General features: G+C 66.1%; 15 protein-coding genes and 1 tRNA gene. 10 read left to right on the top strand and 6 right to left on the bottom strand.

Annotated elements, in window-relative coordinates:
- Positions 1-521 precede the first annotated feature (521 nt).
- The gene (locus RKE40_RS24480; protein WP_316020810.1) at positions 522-1,556 is read left to right on the top strand and encodes an aspartate-semialdehyde dehydrogenase; all 1,035 of its coding nucleotides are present in this window, start codon (positions 522-524) and stop codon (positions 1,554-1,556) included.
- 64 nt (positions 1,557-1,620) lie between these two features.
- Here RKE40_RS24480 and RKE40_RS24475 read toward each other — a convergent pair whose 3' ends face one another.
- Complete coding sequence (locus RKE40_RS24475; protein ID WP_316020809.1) at positions 1,621-1,950, bottom strand: four-helix bundle copper-binding protein; 330 nt, start codon at positions 1,948-1,950, stop codon at positions 1,621-1,623.
- A gap of 207 nt (positions 1,951-2,157) precedes the next feature.
- On the opposite strand from RKE40_RS24475, the gene RKE40_RS24470 reads away from it, so the two are divergent.
- A complete protein-coding gene (locus tag RKE40_RS24470) occupies positions 2,158-3,093 on the top strand; it encodes a DMT family transporter (RefSeq protein WP_316020808.1) in 936 nt (311 codons plus the stop codon).
- Between the two features lie 21 nt (positions 3,094-3,114).
- On the opposite strand, the gene RKE40_RS24465 is transcribed toward RKE40_RS24470, so the two are convergent.
- Positions 3,115-3,783, bottom strand: coding sequence for a TetR/AcrR family transcriptional regulator (locus RKE40_RS24465; RefSeq protein WP_316020807.1), 669 nt, complete (start codon positions 3,781-3,783; stop codon positions 3,115-3,117).
- 142 nt (positions 3,784-3,925) lie between these two features.
- Here RKE40_RS24465 and RKE40_RS24460 point away from each other — a divergent pair, with 142 nt between their 5' ends.
- From RKE40_RS24460 to RKE40_RS24435, 6 genes are all read left to right on the top strand, one after another.
- The gene (locus RKE40_RS24460) at positions 3,926-5,131 is read left to right on the top strand and encodes an HlyD family secretion protein (RefSeq protein WP_316020806.1); all 1,206 of its coding nucleotides are present in this window, start codon (positions 3,926-3,928) and stop codon (positions 5,129-5,131) included.
- Between the two features lie 155 nt (positions 5,132-5,286).
- Positions 5,287-6,873, top strand: coding sequence for a DHA2 family efflux MFS transporter permease subunit (locus RKE40_RS24455; RefSeq protein WP_390893523.1), 1,587 nt, complete (start codon positions 5,287-5,289; stop codon positions 6,871-6,873).
- Positions 6,874-7,042: 169 nt separating this feature from the next.
- Positions 7,043-7,576, top strand: coding sequence for an iron response transcriptional regulator IrrA (gene irrA, locus RKE40_RS24450; protein ID WP_316020804.1), 534 nt, complete (start codon positions 7,043-7,045; stop codon positions 7,574-7,576).
- Positions 7,573-7,860, top strand: coding sequence for a (2Fe-2S)-binding protein (locus tag RKE40_RS24445; protein WP_316020803.1), 288 nt, complete (start codon positions 7,573-7,575; stop codon positions 7,858-7,860). Before irrA ends, RKE40_RS24445 begins: the two co-directional genes overlap by 4 nt.
- Before the next feature lie 111 nt (positions 7,861-7,971).
- A complete protein-coding gene (gene bfr, locus RKE40_RS24440) occupies positions 7,972-8,460 on the top strand; it encodes a bacterioferritin (protein ID WP_316020802.1) in 489 nt (162 codons plus the stop codon).
- Between the two features lie 181 nt (positions 8,461-8,641).
- A complete protein-coding gene (locus tag RKE40_RS24435; protein WP_316020801.1) occupies positions 8,642-9,175 on the top strand; it encodes an MOSC domain-containing protein in 534 nt (177 codons plus the stop codon).
- Positions 9,176-9,232: 57 nt separating this feature from the next.
- On the opposite strand, the gene RKE40_RS24430 is transcribed toward RKE40_RS24435, so the two are convergent.
- The 4 genes from RKE40_RS24430 to RKE40_RS24415 form a co-directional block, all read right to left on the bottom strand.
- The gene (locus RKE40_RS24430; RefSeq protein WP_066477287.1) at positions 9,233-9,913 is read right to left on the bottom strand and encodes a cold-shock protein; all 681 of its coding nucleotides are present in this window, start codon (positions 9,911-9,913) and stop codon (positions 9,233-9,235) included.
- A gap of 297 nt (positions 9,914-10,210) precedes the next feature.
- Positions 10,211-10,906 carry a carbonic anhydrase gene (locus RKE40_RS24425; RefSeq protein ID WP_316020800.1) on the bottom strand — a complete coding sequence of 232 codons (696 nt, stop codon included), beginning with the start codon at positions 10,904-10,906 and terminating at the stop codon, positions 10,211-10,213.
- 70 nt (positions 10,907-10,976) lie between these two features.
- Positions 10,977-11,291 carry a DUF167 family protein gene (locus RKE40_RS24420; RefSeq protein WP_316020799.1) on the bottom strand — a complete coding sequence of 105 codons (315 nt, stop codon included), beginning with the start codon at positions 11,289-11,291 and terminating at the stop codon, positions 10,977-10,979.
- 4 nt (positions 11,292-11,295) lie between these two features.
- Entirely contained in the window at positions 11,296-11,586 is a 291-nt protein-coding gene (locus RKE40_RS24415) for a YggT family protein (RefSeq protein ID WP_316020798.1), read from the bottom strand.
- A gap of 110 nt (positions 11,587-11,696) precedes the next feature.
- On the opposite strand from RKE40_RS24415, the gene RKE40_RS24410 reads away from it, so the two are divergent.
- Together RKE40_RS24410 and RKE40_RS24405 are read left to right on the top strand one after the other, a co-directional pair.
- Positions 11,697-11,772 (top strand) — tRNA-Ala (locus tag RKE40_RS24410).
- Between the two features lie 693 nt (positions 11,773-12,465).
- On the top strand, positions 12,466-15,212 hold a 2,747-nt coding region (locus RKE40_RS24405; protein WP_316020797.1), incomplete at its 3' end, for an autotransporter-associated beta strand repeat-containing protein.

The raw sequence follows: 15,212 nt of genomic DNA, 5'->3' as shown, positions 1-15,212 counted from the left end.
ATGGCGGCCCGCAGCCATTCACGAATGGCGGTTATGAAGTCCCCTGACACGGCACGAACCCGACCAATTGCGGTCCCAGGCGGCGGCATGGCCACCCGCTTCCGCTCCTCACCCGCGGGAAGCTTCGACGAGCTGCGTCAGCGGCTCGTTACCGGCGGGGCGCGATCGCGAAACAGGGTCAACGCCGGGTAAGGAGGCAGGGTTAACGCCGCCCCGGCGGCCCTTCGCCGGCCGACGATTTGACTTTTTCCCGGCGGCGGTGTTTGGGAGGACCTGCTGGAAGCTGCTATCCTTCCGGCTTCGCGATGATGCTCAGCTTTGGGTTGGCTCTGTGACCTTCCGTCCGACGACGAAATTCACGACCAAAACGGCGACCGGGAAAACCCGGACGCTGCGCTGACGCTTCGCCTCGATTCCGGGTTCTCCCCCCCGGCCGGGGTCAACGCCGGAACCGCGATCGAGATCGGCGGTGAAGGCTTCCCGGGGAGGCTGAACCGGTTTTCGCCAGAAGGAATTCCAGCATGAGCTTCAAGGTCGCGGTAGTCGGCGCCACGGGCAATGTGGGCCATGAGATGCTCGACATCCTGGCCGAGCGTGCCTTCCCCGTCAGCGAGGTGGTGGCGCTCGCCTCGCAGCGCTCGGTCGGCACCGAGGTTTCCTTCGGCGACAAGACGCTGAAGGTGAAGGCCCTCGATCACTACGATTTCTCCGACACCGACATCTGCCTGATGTCCGCGGGCGGGGCCGTCTCGAAGGAATGGTCGCCCAAGATCGGCGCGCAGGGCGCCGTCGTCATCGACAACTCCTCGACCTGGCGCATGCATCCCGACGTGCCGCTGATCGTGCCCGAGGTGAACGCGGCCGCCGCCGCCGGCTTCGCCAAGATGAACATCATCGCCAATCCGAACTGCTCGACCGCGCAGCTCGTCGTGGCGCTGAAGCCGCTGCATGAGCGCTTCGGCATCAAGCGCGTCGTCGTCTCGACCTATCAGTCGGTTTCCGGCGCCGGCAAGGAGGCGATGGACGAGCTCTTCAACCAGACCCGCTCCGTCTTCTCGGCCGGCGAGGTCGCCTCCAAGAAGTTCCCCAAGCGCATCGCCTTCAACCTCATCCCGCAGATCGACGTCTTCATGGAGGACGGCTTCACCAAGGAAGAGTGGAAGATGATGGCGGAGACCAAGAAGATCCTCGATCCGAAGATCAAGCTGACCGCGACCTGCGTGCGCGTGCCGGTCTTCATCGCCCATTCCGAGAGCGTCAACATCGAGTGCGAGAAGCCGGTCACCGCCGAGGAAGCACGCGAGATCCTGCGCACCGCTCCGGGCATCCTCGTCATCGACAAGCACGAGCCCGGTGGCTACATCACCCCGCATGAGGCGGCCGGCGAGGACGCGACCTATATCTCGCGCATTCGCGAGGACAACACGGTCGAGAACGGCCTCGCCTTCTGGTGCGTCTCCGACAATCTGCGCAAGGGTGCGGCCCTGAACGCGGTCCAGATCGCCGAGGTTCTGGTCAACCGCAAGCTGATCCAGCCGCGCAAGCAGGCGGCCTGAGGCGAACTCCCATCGATCGCGCGTCGCGGCGTATCCCGCCGCGACGCGCAGATCCTCCGCCAGCTCAGCCGGCCATCTTCCGGCAGCTTTCGGCGCAGTCCCGGCAGGCCCTGACGCAGTCCTCCATCTGGCCGACCCGCTCGCAGTCGCGGGCGCAATCCTCGCAGATCTCGGCGCATTCGGCGCAGAGATGGCGGTGATGCGGAGTGCCGAGCAGCATCAGATGCGCGGCGCTGCGGCAGACCTCCGAGCAGGCGAGCATCAGCTGGATATGAGCCGGCTTCGCATGCTCGCCGCCGAGCTCGAGGCAATGCGAGGACGCCATGTCGAGGCAAATCCGGTAACAGCGCAGGCAGTCGTCGATGCAGGCCTGCATGGCGGAACTCGTATGCATGAGCAGTCTCCTTGCTGGGAAAGGGTCAACCCCTGCCCGAGCAAGTCCTCGAACTGGCCGAAGTTCCCCGCTGCAACGTGATGTAACAATCGCGCGGGTGGGCGAGCCGCCGTCGCCCGCGCGCATGCCCGCCTTTCCGTCTTAGCGCGGGCGCTGCCCGGCGAACCTGCTAGGCTTGCCGCACCGTCCTTCCCCGCAGCGGACCGCGTGCGACAGTCCACAAGCCCTGACCCGCAGCCCGCACAGAGCGGGCAGCAGCCCGCTCCGCGGCGCGAGAACTCGCTGCGCGGCATCGGGCTCGTGCTGCTCGGCGGCGCCTTCCTCTCCAGCGCCGACGCCGTCTCCAAGCTGATGGCCGAGACTGTGCCGGCGCTCCAGATCACCTGGCTGCGCTATGCCGCCTTTGCCCTCATCATGCTCGCCATCACCCTGCCGGGCGGCATCGCTATGCTGAAGCCCCGGCGTCCGAAGCTCCAGCTGGCGCGCGGCATCGCCGTCACAGTCTCCTCGGTCCTCTTCGTCTCCTCGCTGAGATACCTGCCCATCGCCGACGCCACCGCGACGAGCTTCATCTCGCCTCTCTTCGTCACCGCACTTTCGATCCCGCTGCTCGGCGAAAGGATCGGCTGGCGGCGCTGGACGGCGACGATCGTCGGGCTGATCGGCGTGCTGATCGTGGTGCGGCCCGGCGGTGCCGGCTTCCAGCTCGCCGCCTTGCTGCCGATGCTCTCGGCCTCGTCCTGGGCTTTCGCGCTGATCTTCACCAGGATGATGAGCGCGACCGAGAACCCGGTCACCACCCTGACCTGGTCCGCCATCATCGGATTCGTGCTGCTCAGCCTGCTGCAGCCGTTCGGCTGGCAGCCGCTGACCGCGCAGGCGATCTGGCTCGGCGTCTTCGTCGGCGTCGCCTCGACGATCGGCCACTGGTTCGTGATCCTCGCCTTCAGGCATGCCGATGCCTCGCTGCTGGCGCCCTTCGCCTATCTGCAGCTGCTCTGGGCCTCGATCTTCGGCTACTTCATGTTCGCCGCTCTGCCGGACCGTTTCACCTGGCTCGGAGCGGTCATCATCAGCGCCTCCGGCCTCTATATCGCCCATCGCGAGCGCCTTCGGGCCCGCGGCCCCCTCACCCGGGATTGAGCGCCGGACCGAGAGCCGGACCTAGCCCGGCTTCTTCACCCCGTACTGCGCCAGGAACATCGTCACGGCCGAGGCCACCACCCGCGCGATCTCCTCGTCCTCCGGCGGCATCGGCACCGCGTTGAAGAGGCGGGGGCGCGTCAACGTCGACTGGCAGAGATCGATGAACTGGGCCGCAGCCAGCGCCGGATCCTCGATCGCAAGCTCACCGAGTTCGACCCGCCGCTGCAGGAAGGCGGCGAGGCGTCGTGTGCCCTGCATCGGGCCGCGTTCATAGAACTCGCGGCCGAGTTCCGGCATGCGCTCGGCGACACCGAGCACGATGCGCTGGGCGCTCAATGCGAATCCGCCGGTGATCAGCCTGACCAGCCTTTCGCCGAAACGGGAGAGGGCCTGGGCGAGATCGGGGATATCGGCAAGCGCCTCGTAGATCCCCTGCTTCTGCTTTTCGCGCTCGCGTTCGATCAACGCGATGAACAGATGCTCCTTGTCCTCGAAATAGACGTAGAGCGTGCCCTTGGAGACATTCGCCGCCGCGGCGATGTCAGCCATGCTCGACGCGTCAAAGCCGCGGGCCGTGAAGACCACATGTGCGCCTTCCAGAATCTGGTGGCGCTTGTCGGGATCCGCGCCGGCGACGCGCCGGTTGCGGGCTCGGGATCTGGCTGGCCGCTCAGCTATCGCAGTCATCTCGTTCCATCCGCGGCGCATCTCGCACCTGCAAAATAATCGAACCGTCCAGTTCGATTTGCCCTTGATATGCCTCTTTCCTGGCGTTATCTCAAGCCCTCATCGAACTGGCTGGTTCGAATTGAAATCGTCAGGGCAACACATGACGGCCGAAACCCTCACAGAGAAGCATTCCGAGGCCCGCCGCGACCGGCTGAAGCTGGTCGATGCGCGGCTCGAAACGGCGCAGCCACCTGCCGAAGCCCGCAAGGCGGAGGAATCAGCGCCGGGCAGCGAGCAGAGTGCAACCGGCTCGTCGCCTGCCGGCCGCAAGCCGGTCAAGCGCATGGCGCTGATCCTCGTGGCCGGGACCGTACTCGCCGCCGGCGGCTGGTTCGGCCTCGACTGGTGGCGCAATGGCCGCTTCATCGTCTCGACCGACGACGCCTATGTCGGCGCGGACATGGCGACGATCTCGGCCAAGCTCGCCGCCAATGTCGCGACCGTCTCCGTGACCCGGAACCAGGAGGTCAAGGCCGGCGATCCGCTGGTCGGCCTCGACGATGGCGATCAGCGCATCGCGCTGGAAAGCGCGCAGGCGAAGAGCGCGACCGCCGCCGCGACGCTCGCCCGCATCGACGCCCAGACCGATGCCGCCCGCGCCAGCCTCTTGCAGGCCCAGGCGCAGGCGACCTCGGCCGAGGCAGCCGTCACCCGCAGCCTCGCGGATTTCGAGCGGGCCAACAGCCTCGCCGCCAAGTCCTATGGCTCGCAGGCGACGCTCGACGCCGCCACCGCCGCGCGCGACCAGGCCGCCGCCGCGCTCGCCAGCGCCCAGGCCGGCGTGGCCCAGGCCAAGGCCAATATCGAAGTGCTGCAGGCGCAGCGCATCGAGGCCGCCCGCCAGGCCGACGAGCTCAAGGTCGCCGAGGAAAAGGCGGCGCGCGATCTCTCCTTCACCAAGATCGCCGCGCCGATCGACGGGCTGGTCGCCAACACCAATGTCCAGCTCGGCGACCTCGTCAGCGCCGGCAAGCGGCTGATGTCGATCGTCCCGCTCGACCAGGTCTATGTCGACGCCAATTTCAAGGAGACGCAGGTCGGCCCGCTGAAGATCGGCGACAAGGCGACGATCACCGTCGACGCCCTTCCCGGCCAGGTCTTCCAGGGCACGGTCAGCGGCATTGCCGGCGGTACCGGCTCGGTGTTCTCGCTGCTGCCGGCCGACAATGCGACCGGCAACTTCACCAAGATCGTCCAGCGCGTGCCGGTGCGGATCGCGCTGGCGCCCGAGGCGGGCGCACGCCACACGCTGCGGCCGGGCATGTCGGTGGTCGTCTCGATCGATCCGCGACCGCAGAGCCACTGACCCGAACAGCACACCAGCCCTCATCCTGAGGAGCCGTCCCGCAGGGGGCGGCGTCTCGAAGGATGATCCAGCGCCCCCTGGAGCCATCCTGCGAGACGAGGCCTGACGGCCGCTCCTCAGGATGAGGGCTGCGAAGAACCGAAGCCAGGGAGGCCATGATGGCCACCGCGACCCTTGCAGGCCCGGCCGGCGCCCCGCCGGCCTCCGACGCCATTCCGGCAAGGCGGATCTTCGCCTTCCTCGCCATGGTCTTCGGCATGTTCATGGCGATCCTGGACATCCAGATCGTCTCGGCCTCGCTCGCCGAGATCCAGGCCGGGCTGTCGGCCTCGGCCGACGAGATCGCCTGGGTCCAGACCGCCTATCTGATCGCGGAAGTGATCATGATCCCCCTGTCCGGCTATCTCAGCCGGGCGCTCTCGACCCGCGTCTTCTTCACCATCGCCGCCGCCGGCTTCACCGTCGCGAGCGTGCTCTGCGCGATGTCGTCCTCGATCAACGAAATGATCCTCTGGCGCGCCGTGCAGGGCTTCATCGGTGGCGGCATGATCCCCGGCGTCTTCGCCGCCGCCTTCACGATCTTCCCGGCCTCGAAGCGTCCCATCGTCTCGCCGCTGATCGGCCTGATCGCGACGCTCGCCCCGACCATCGGCCCGACCATCGGCGGCTATCTCAGCCATGCCTTCTCCTGGCACTGGCTCTTCCTGATCAATGTCGTGCCCGGCATCGGCGTCTCGATCGCCGCCTGGACGCTGATCGACTTCGACAAGCCCGACCATAGCCTGCTCAAGCGCTTCGACTGGCTCGGCCTCGCCAGCATGGCCGCCTTCCTCGGCAGCTTGGAATACGTTCTGGAGGAAGGCACGCGCCTCGACTGGTTCCAGAGCCATGAGATCGTCTTCTTCACGGGGCTGATGCTCGTCGGCTGCGTGCTGTTCTTCTGGCGGGCGCTGACCCGCGAGGACCCGCTGGTCGATCTCTACGCCTTCAGGAACCGCAACTTCGCCTTCGGCTCGCTGTTCTCCTTCACCATGGGCATCGGCCTCTATGGGCTGACCTATCTCTACCCGGTCTATCTCGGGCGCATCCGCGGCTATGACGCGCTGATGATCGGCGAAACCATGTTCGTCACCGGCCTTGCCATGTTCCTGACCGCGCCCATCGCCGGGCGTCTTTCGGCCAAGCTCGACCCGCGCATCATGATGATGATCGGCTTCGGCGGCTTCGCGCTCGGGACTTATCTCGCCTCCTTCGTCACCGCCGACTGGGATTTTCACGAACTCTTGATCCCGCAGATCCTGCGCGGCTGCTCGCTGATGCTCTGCATGGTGCCGATCAACAATCTCGCGCTTGGCACGCTGCCGCCGCAGCAGCTCAAGAACGCGTCTGGCCTCTACAACCTGACCCGCAATCTCGGCGGCGCCGTCGGTCTCGCCTTGATCAACACCTTCCTCAACAGCCGTACCGACCTGCACATCGTCCGACTGCACGAGGCCGTTGCTGCCGGCCGGCAGGTTGCGGAGGAGAATCTCGCCATGCTGACCCAGCGCTTCGCCGATTATGGCGACGCGGCCGAGTCGATGGCGCTCGCGCTGATGAACCAGCGCGCCCACAAGCAGGCGCTGGTCATGGCCTTCGGGGACATCTTCCTCGCCCTGACCTTCGTCTTCGCCACGCTCGTGGCGCTTGCCCTGTTCATGCGCAAGCCCGCCCAGGCTGCGCCCGCAGATGCCGGTCATTGATCTCGCCAGCGGTTCGGTCTGCGTCGTGGACAACCCCCTGATGCGACTTGCCGCAGGCCCTCCGGAATTGACACGCGACCCGTACAAGGGCAAAAATGACAATGATATCAGTAGTTTAGATGAATTCTAAACTACGTGAAGCTGAGCTTACGAGTTTGGAAGGCGTTTCATGAGCATTCTGTCTCTGAAGGATGGCGCGACGGCGCGCAGTCAGGCGGACCAGATTCCGTGGCCCCAGAAGGCCCCGGCCGCCTGCCCGATCAGCGCCGTAAAAGCCCGCCTGCGCAGTGTCGGTCTGCGGCCGACCCGCCAGCGCATGGCTCTGGGCTGGCTGCTCTTCGCCAAGGGTGATCGCCATGTCAGCGCCGAGATGCTCTACGAGGAAGCGCTGCGCGCCCGCGAGCCGCTTTCGCTGGCAACGGTCTACAACACGCTGCGGCAATTCTCCGAGGCCGGCCTGCTGCGCCAGGTTTCGGTCTCCGGTCCGAAGACCTTCTTCGACACCAACGTGTCGGAGCATCACCACTTCTATCACGAGGATGACGAGACGGTGGTCGACATCCCCGGCTCGGAAATCCAGGTGACAGGTCTGCCGGTCGCGCCCGAAGGCATGGTCGTGTCCTCGGTCGAGGTCATCGTCCGCCTGCGCCGCGCCGATGGACAGGAGAGCGTCGCCAAGATCGCTGGAGGCGGCCGGGCGTGATCGTCTGCTCCTGCAACGTTTTATCCTGCCGGCAGATCAAAGGTACCATCGCCCCCGACGGCTCAGGGCCGAAAACCGCGGGCGAGGCCTATGACTGCCTTGGTTGCAGCCCTGATTGCGGGCGCTGTGCCCGCGAGGTGCGCAGCCTGCTGGCGGAGGCGCGCGCCGCCTGCGCCAGCCAGTGCAGCAGCTGCGCCAGCCGCGAGATCGACTGCGCGGTGCATGTCTCGGTCGGGCTGATGTTGGCCGACATCGAGATCGTCGAGGAGCGCGAGGCGGCCTGAGTCTCGCCACGTTTCCGGGTACAGTCCACCCGAATTCTGCGCTTCCCTTTTGAGAACGCCGGACCTACATTAGTATCATTCTAATGTGGTCATTGCGCGAAGGAAGCTGCCATGAAGGGCGACAAGAAGGTCATCGAATACCTCAACAAGGGCCTGCGCTCCGAGCTCACGGCCATCAACCAGTATTGGCTGCACTACCGGATGCTCGACAATTGGGGGCTGAAGGACATGGCCAAGACCTGGAAGAAGGAATCGATCGAGGAGATGGTTCATGCCGACCGTTTCGTTGATCGGATCCTCTTCCTCGAAGGCTTCCCGAACCTGCAGACGCTCGACGCACTGCGCATCGGCGAGAACGTCACGGAAGTGATCGAGTGCGACCTCAAGGCCGAGATCGAGGCCCGCGCCCTCTACCAGGAAGCGGCGAAGTACTGCCGTGAGGTCGGCGACTACCCGTCCGAGGACCTGTTCAAGGCGCTGATGAAGGACGAGGAAGGTCATATCGACTTCCTCGAGACCCAGCTCGAGCTGATCGGCCGCATCGGCCTCGAACTCTACACCCAGAAGCATGTCGGCGGCCTCGAAGGCGACGATCACTGAGCTTCGCCAAAAGAGGCAGTAGCATCAACAGGCCGGCCCGAGCGATCGGGCCGGTCTTTTCCTTTTGCGGGGGCGCGGATCAGCTGCTCAGCCTTGCAGCATAGCCTGTCCCCGCTCGCACTTGCCGTCCGCTCGTGGCAGAGAGGCGCCGTCAGCGCTGGAGGGATTCGCCATAAGCCCCATGATCGTCGCAGTCAGCCGGGATGAGCAGCATCGCTGCAGCAAGCCCACGCTCCCCGTAATCCGCCTGCTCACAGGCCTCGGCGTCGAAGGCGATGCCCATTGCGGCGAGACGGTGAAGCACCGCTCCCGCGTCGCCGCCGACCCCAGCCAGCCGAACCTGCGCCAGGTCCATCTGCTTCACACCGAGCTCTTCGACGAGCTCGCTGGCGCAGGCATTACCCTCAGCCCCGGCGAGATGGGCGAGAACGTAACGACGCGCGGTATCGCCTTGCTCAGCCTGCCCGTCGGCGCCCGGCTGCGGCTCGGCCAGGACGCACTGGTCGAGATCACCGGCCTGCGCAATCCCTGCGCCCAGATCGAGAGCCTCCGGCCCGGCCTGCTCAAGGCCGTGCTCGGCCGCGATGCGCAGGGAAATCTCGTCCGCAAGGCCGGCATCATGGGCATCGTGCTGGCAGGTGGCGAGGTCAGGCCGGGCGATCCGATCTCGGTGACGCTTCCAGCCCCGCCACACCGGCCCCTTGAACGTGTTTGAGGCGGCGCGCCTCCCGGCACGCCGCCTCAAAAAACCTAGCCTGAAGCGCAGAAGCGCTCAGATGTAGCTGACGTTCGCCGCTTCCGGACCCTTCTTGCCGGCGCGGATCGAGAAGCGCACGCGCTGCCCGTCCATCGGCGGCTGCAGGCCGCTGCGGCTCAGCGAGCTGACATGCAGGAACACGTCCGCACCGCCCTGGTCGGGCGCGATGAAGCCGAAGCCGCGATCCGCGTTGAAGAACTTCACGGCGCCGTCATAGGGGCCTTCCATCGGCGCACTCGCGCCGCGGTCATAGCCACCGGCGCCGCCGCGGTCGTAACCACCGCCGCCACCGCCGTAGCCACCGCGGTCGTAGCCGCCACCGCCGCCACGATCGTAACCGCCGCCGCCATAGCCGCCGCCGAAATCATCGCGCGGCGGGCGCGGCGAGAACGGGCGGGCGCCGCCACCGCCGCGCGGAGCGGCCGGCGTCGCGGTCGAGGCGTCGATCTCATGGACCGCGACGACCTGCAGGCCGCGCCGCCCCTCGCCGAGATCGGCGATGATCGTGGCACCTGGCTGGAGGTCCTGGGCGTCGAGCGGCCCGATGGACGAGACGTGGACGAAGACATCGCCGGAGCCGTCCGACGGAGAAGCAAAGCCGAAGCCCTTCTCCGGGTCGAACCACTTGATCTTGGCTTCGATGTTTTCGTGCGTGACGAAGGGAGCGGGGGCGGCGGGCTTGCGTCGATCGAACATGAAACTTCAGGAGGCTTGTGACCGGGAGGCCGCAATCTAGCGCAACCGATACGTTTCGTCATCGGCCCGCGCAGCAAAAATTATCGAGCCCACCGACCATGCCGCCGGCACCTCGTTGCCTGCTTCCTTTCCCCTTCCGTGGGGACAGAAAGCGAACCTCAATCGCGGATCGCTCCCCAATCTCGGGAGCAGGACGTCGCTTCGACGAGCAAACGCCCTTTCACCCGGGCTAGCAAGCCGGGCCCGGCACACAGCTGTGCACGAATTCGTAAGCGGAGCGCACTTTTGCGCCGCCTCTCAGTCGCAGCGGATCGTCTGGACCTTCTTCGGCATCTCGCCGACCGCCGGAATGAACTGCCCGGTCTGCGGATCGAGCACCATCAGCGTGCCGGTCGCGACTGCGAAATAGGCGCCGTGCAGATGCAGACGGCCCTTCTCCTCCAGTATCTTGATGCAGGGGAAGGTCCGCAGATTGTCGAGCGATTGCTGGACCGAGGCCAGCGCCAGCCGCTCGACATAGCCCGCGAAGTCCTCGTTCCGCCCGCGGCCGCCCGAGCGCCGGGCGGCCGGCTCGATCAGCGTGATCCACTTGCCGATGAAATCGCCGGGCGAGAGCGGGCCCTGCGCATCATCGGCGAAGGCGCGGATGCCGCCGCAGCGGCCATGGCCGAGCACGACGATATGCTCGACCTTGAGCGCTTGCACCCCGTATTCCAGCGCCGCCGAGGTGCCGTGCAGCTGATCGTCCGGCGAGAAGGGCGGCACGAGGTTGGCGACGTTGCGGACGACGAACATCTCGCCCGGGCTGGCGTCGAAGATCACCTCAGGAGACACCCGCGAATCGCAGCAGCCGATCAGCATGATCTTCGGCGTCTGGCCGGATTCCGCGAGCTGCTCGTATCGGCTCTGCTCGCGCACGAAACGGTCGTCGAGGAAGGCACGATAGCCTTCGGTCAGGCGTTCGGGGAATGGCGACGAAATTGTTGGGTCCATGCCGCAGTTGGGACAGAAGGCGTGTGCCTTCGTCAAGAGCGGAAACGCAGGTTTCTGCTGCGACGCAGCATCAAATCGCGCAGAACCGGCTCTGCAATTGCGCCGCCAGCGCCGCCGCATCGCCTTGGACGATGATGCGCTTCAGGCGCGCGCTGGCGCCGGCGGTCAGCGAAACCTGCGAGCGGGAGACGCCAAACTCCTTGGCCAGCAGCGCGACCAGTGCCGCGTTCGCCTCGCCTTCGGTCGGTGCGGCCCGGACCCGCGCCTTCAGCACCTGCCGGCCATCGGCCAGCATCTCGACCCCGTCGAGACTGTCGCGCCCGCCACGCGGGGTCAGGCGGATCGCGATCGCAAGCCCGTCCGGCGTGACGGACCAGGCGGCCATCGAGCTAGAAGACGTTGGGGTAGATGTAGCGCTGGATCACGCTCTGGATGAAGAAGATGCCGAGCAGCAGGATGATCGGCGAGATGTCGATCCCGCCGAGATTGGGCAGCATGTTGCGGATCGGCCGAAGCGCCGGCTCGGTGACGCGGTAGAGGAAATCCCAGACCGAAGAAACGAACTGATTGCGCGTGTTGACGACGTTGAAGGCGATGAGCCAGCTGAGCACGGCCGAGGCGATCAGGATCCAGACATAGAGGTTCAGCGCCAGCATCACGACATCGAGAACGGAACGCATCAAAGGACCTCTCTGAAAACCGTCCGGCGCGCTGATCGCCCGTCCGAAGAATGTTCCTGTCGGAAGCGATTGACAGGAACGCGACGCAGGGCCTAGAAGGCCAGCGCTTCGGGGCTGTAGCTCAGTTGGGAGAGCGCTGCAATCGCACTGCAGAGGTCAGGGGTTCGAATCCCCTCAGCTCCACCAAATTTCCTGCCTAGCGCATTGGAATTGGTGGATTTTTCTGAAGCCCGAAACACCTTCCCGAACGTTTGTCCCAGCACCTGGCTGCCGTAGGCAGGTAGATAAAACACGCGCTGGCGGTCGGCGGCGCTCGACAGGCGCGCCGCAGATTCGAATCCGATCCCGCTGCCTCTGCGCTGTTCCCCGCCAGACGGCTCGTTCCGGCACCCGCGCGGCATTCCGGGAAATGACTGGAAGCATGCTGCGCCGATCTGGCGCTCCCCCCGGCTGCCGGTGCGTTTGCGTTGGAGCTACCTCGGAAGAGCGCTCGACCAGAGCGCCGCCGAAAGCCTAGATGCATCCCAACGCGGGTGAAGCAGGCGACGACCGAGTACCCCTCGGTGGGGCGGCGGGGCAGCACCGTTCCGCCCGCTCCACTCCCACACCACAATGGCGAATTGTCAGTCCCGATCGACGACGCCTTCGCTTGGCCGGCGGCCTCTTCCCTGCATATCGAGAAATGCACGATTCCACGGGCTCGCCGCGAGGCGCCCCGTCCAGTTCTCGCGTTACCGTAGCGCAACAGAACGACGAAAAGCCACGGGATCGAACCAATTCCTGCGCCCGACCGGGTGTACGCGAATCACCTGCCGCCCCACTGTGGCCGCTGCGTCACCGTGGCGAATCAAGGTGGCGGCCGACGCCTGCCGAGGACCGATGCCTGCCCATTTGAAGCGCGCCCTGCGCGACACGACCGCTCTCGTTACTCCCCGCCTCCCTCCTGCAGCGAACCTGCTGGCGACCGGCGTCATCACCGGCGCGCTGCTACTCCAACCCGGCCCGGCGCTGGCTGCGGATCAGACCTGGAACGGCCCAGGCGTGGATTTCAACGCCGACGCGAACTGGGTTTCCGGCGTGGCTCCGGGCAGCAGCAGCGACACTGCCGTCTTTTCCGGGACGACGGCGCCGCGCGGGGTATCGACGTCGCAGAACACCACCCTTGGCGGAATAACCTACGCGGCCGGCGCCGCCGCCTACACCCTCACGCTCGGCAACAGCCTTCAGACATTCGGAAGCGTCGTCAACGACTCCGGAAATACCCAAACCATCGAGGTCGGCGGCAACGCCTTCTTCTTCTACGGAACGGCGGCAAGCGGCAGCAACGTCACCTACACCCTGAACGGCGGCAACATCCAGTTCCGCGACAGTTCCGTCGGCGGGATGTCGCGTTTCGAGACCGGCAGCACCGGGCAGATCGGCCTGTTCGAGACCGCGAATGCCGTCACCCTGGGCTCCCTGAGCGGTGGGGGCCTCGTCACGAACTATTCCGCCGGCAACACGACGCTGACCATCGGCGGCCTCAATGAATCGACCACCTATTCGGGCGTGATCCGCTCGGACACCGGCGCCGGCACGCTGGCCGTCGTGAAGGAGGGCACGGGCACGCTGACGCTCACCGGCGCGAACACCTACACCGGCGGCACCACGATTTCGGCGGGCACCCTGCAGATCGGCAATGGCGGCACCACCGGCTCGATCACCGGCAACGTCACGAACAACGCCGCTTTGGTCTTCAACCGCTCGGACAGCGTCACCTATGGCGGTGTGATCAGCGGCTCGGGCTCCGTGACCCAGGCAGGCGGCGGCACGCTGATCCTGACCGGCGTCAACAACTGGACTGGCGGAACCAGCATCGCCACGGGTTCGACGCTGCAGGTCGGCAATGGCGGCACCACCGGCACGCTCGGGACCGGTGCGATCGCGAATGACGGCACGCTCGCTGTCCATTTTTCGTCGACCTCGACCATTATCACCATCGCCGACGCGATCAGCGGCACGGGCTCGTTCGAGATCATCAGCGGCGGAGTAATCCTGACCGGGACCAACGCCTATTCGGGGGCAACGACGATCGCGGCGGGAGGCGGCCTTCAGATCGGTAATGCCGGCACGAGCGGAACGCTCGGTACCGGCGCCGTGACGAACAACGGAATCTTGCAGGTGAACCGGAGCGACAGGATCGTCGTCTCCAACGCGATCAGCGGCAGCGGCACTTTTCGGCAACTCGGCTCCGGCACGACTGTCTTGACCGGCACGAACAGCTATACTGGCACGACCAGCATAGAGGCCGGCACCCTGCAAGTCGGCGATGGCGGCACCACCGGTTCGATCACCGGCAATGTCACGAACAACGCCGCCCTGGTCTTCAACCGCTCGGACAGCGTCACCTATGGCGGCGTGATCAGCGGCTCGGGCTCCCTGACCCAGTCGGGCGGCGGCACGCTGATCCTGACCAGCACGAACACCTATTCCGGCACGACGACCGTCAGCGCCGGTTCGACGCTGCAGATCGGCAATGGCGGCATGACCGGCACGCTCGGCAGCGGCGCGGTGACGAACAATGGTGTCCTCGTCGTCAATCGGGCGACGATTGGCGGCACAATCAGGATCGTCAACGCCATCGGTGGCACCGGTTCGCTCAATGTCAATTCAGGCGGAGCGATCCTGACGGGGACGAATACATATAGCGGCACAACCCTGATCTCGACGGGCGGCGGGATCCAGGTCGGCGATTACGGTACGACCGGCAGTCTCGGCACCGGCGCAGTGACGAACGACGGTCTGCTGTACCTGAACCGGAGCAACACGCATGTCATTGCCAATACGATCAGCGGCAGCGGCGAGCTTCGGCAGCTCGGGACCGGCACAGCCATCCTCACCGGCAACAACACCCGCACCGGCCTGACCACTATCGATAACGGCAGGACGCTGCAGGTCGGCGATGGCGGCACGACCGGCACGCTCGGCAGCGGCGCGGTCACGAACAACGGCACGCTCGTCTTCAACCGCGCCGGGCAGGTGACGCAGACGGGCGCGATCAGCGGCTTCGGCACGCTTCGCAAGGAAGGCACGGGCGAACTGGTCCTCACGGGCAGCCACAGCTATTCCGGTGCCACGACGGTGAATGCCGGCATCCTGTCGGTGAACGGCGTGCTCAGCGCCTCCTCTCAGGTGACGGTGAACCCCGGCGGAACGCTGGGCGGCATCGGCACGGTGACGACCACCCAGATCAACGGCGGCACGCTCTCCCCCGGCAATTCGGTCGGAACCATCGCCGTCAACGGCAGCCTGACCTTCACGCCAGGTTCGACCTATCGCGCCGAGGTCCAGGGCGCGGCCGCCGACCGGGCCGATGTCGCGGGCACGGCTTCGCTCGCCGGCACATTGCAGCTCGTCGGGCTGGGAGGTGTCTATCGCTTCTCCTCGCCCTACACGCTTCTGTCCGCCACCGGTGGGCTAGGTGGCACGCGCTTCGACACCATCGCCAATCCCTTCGGCGACGGCGTGATCGTCACCGTCGGCTACACTTCGGGCGACGTCCAATTGACCCTGGCTCCCAAGCCGCTGACGCCGGTCGAGCCCGGCCCCGATGTCCCGGTCACCCCGCCCGAGCCCACGCCACCTAC

Source organism: Allobosea rubneri (assembly GCF_032464875.1).
GTDB classification, from domain to species: domain Bacteria; phylum Pseudomonadota; class Alphaproteobacteria; order Rhizobiales; family Beijerinckiaceae; genus Allobosea; species Allobosea rubneri.
The sequence above is the reverse complement of the archived record's forward strand: the minus strand, read 5'-3'. Positions and strand labels throughout refer to the sequence as shown.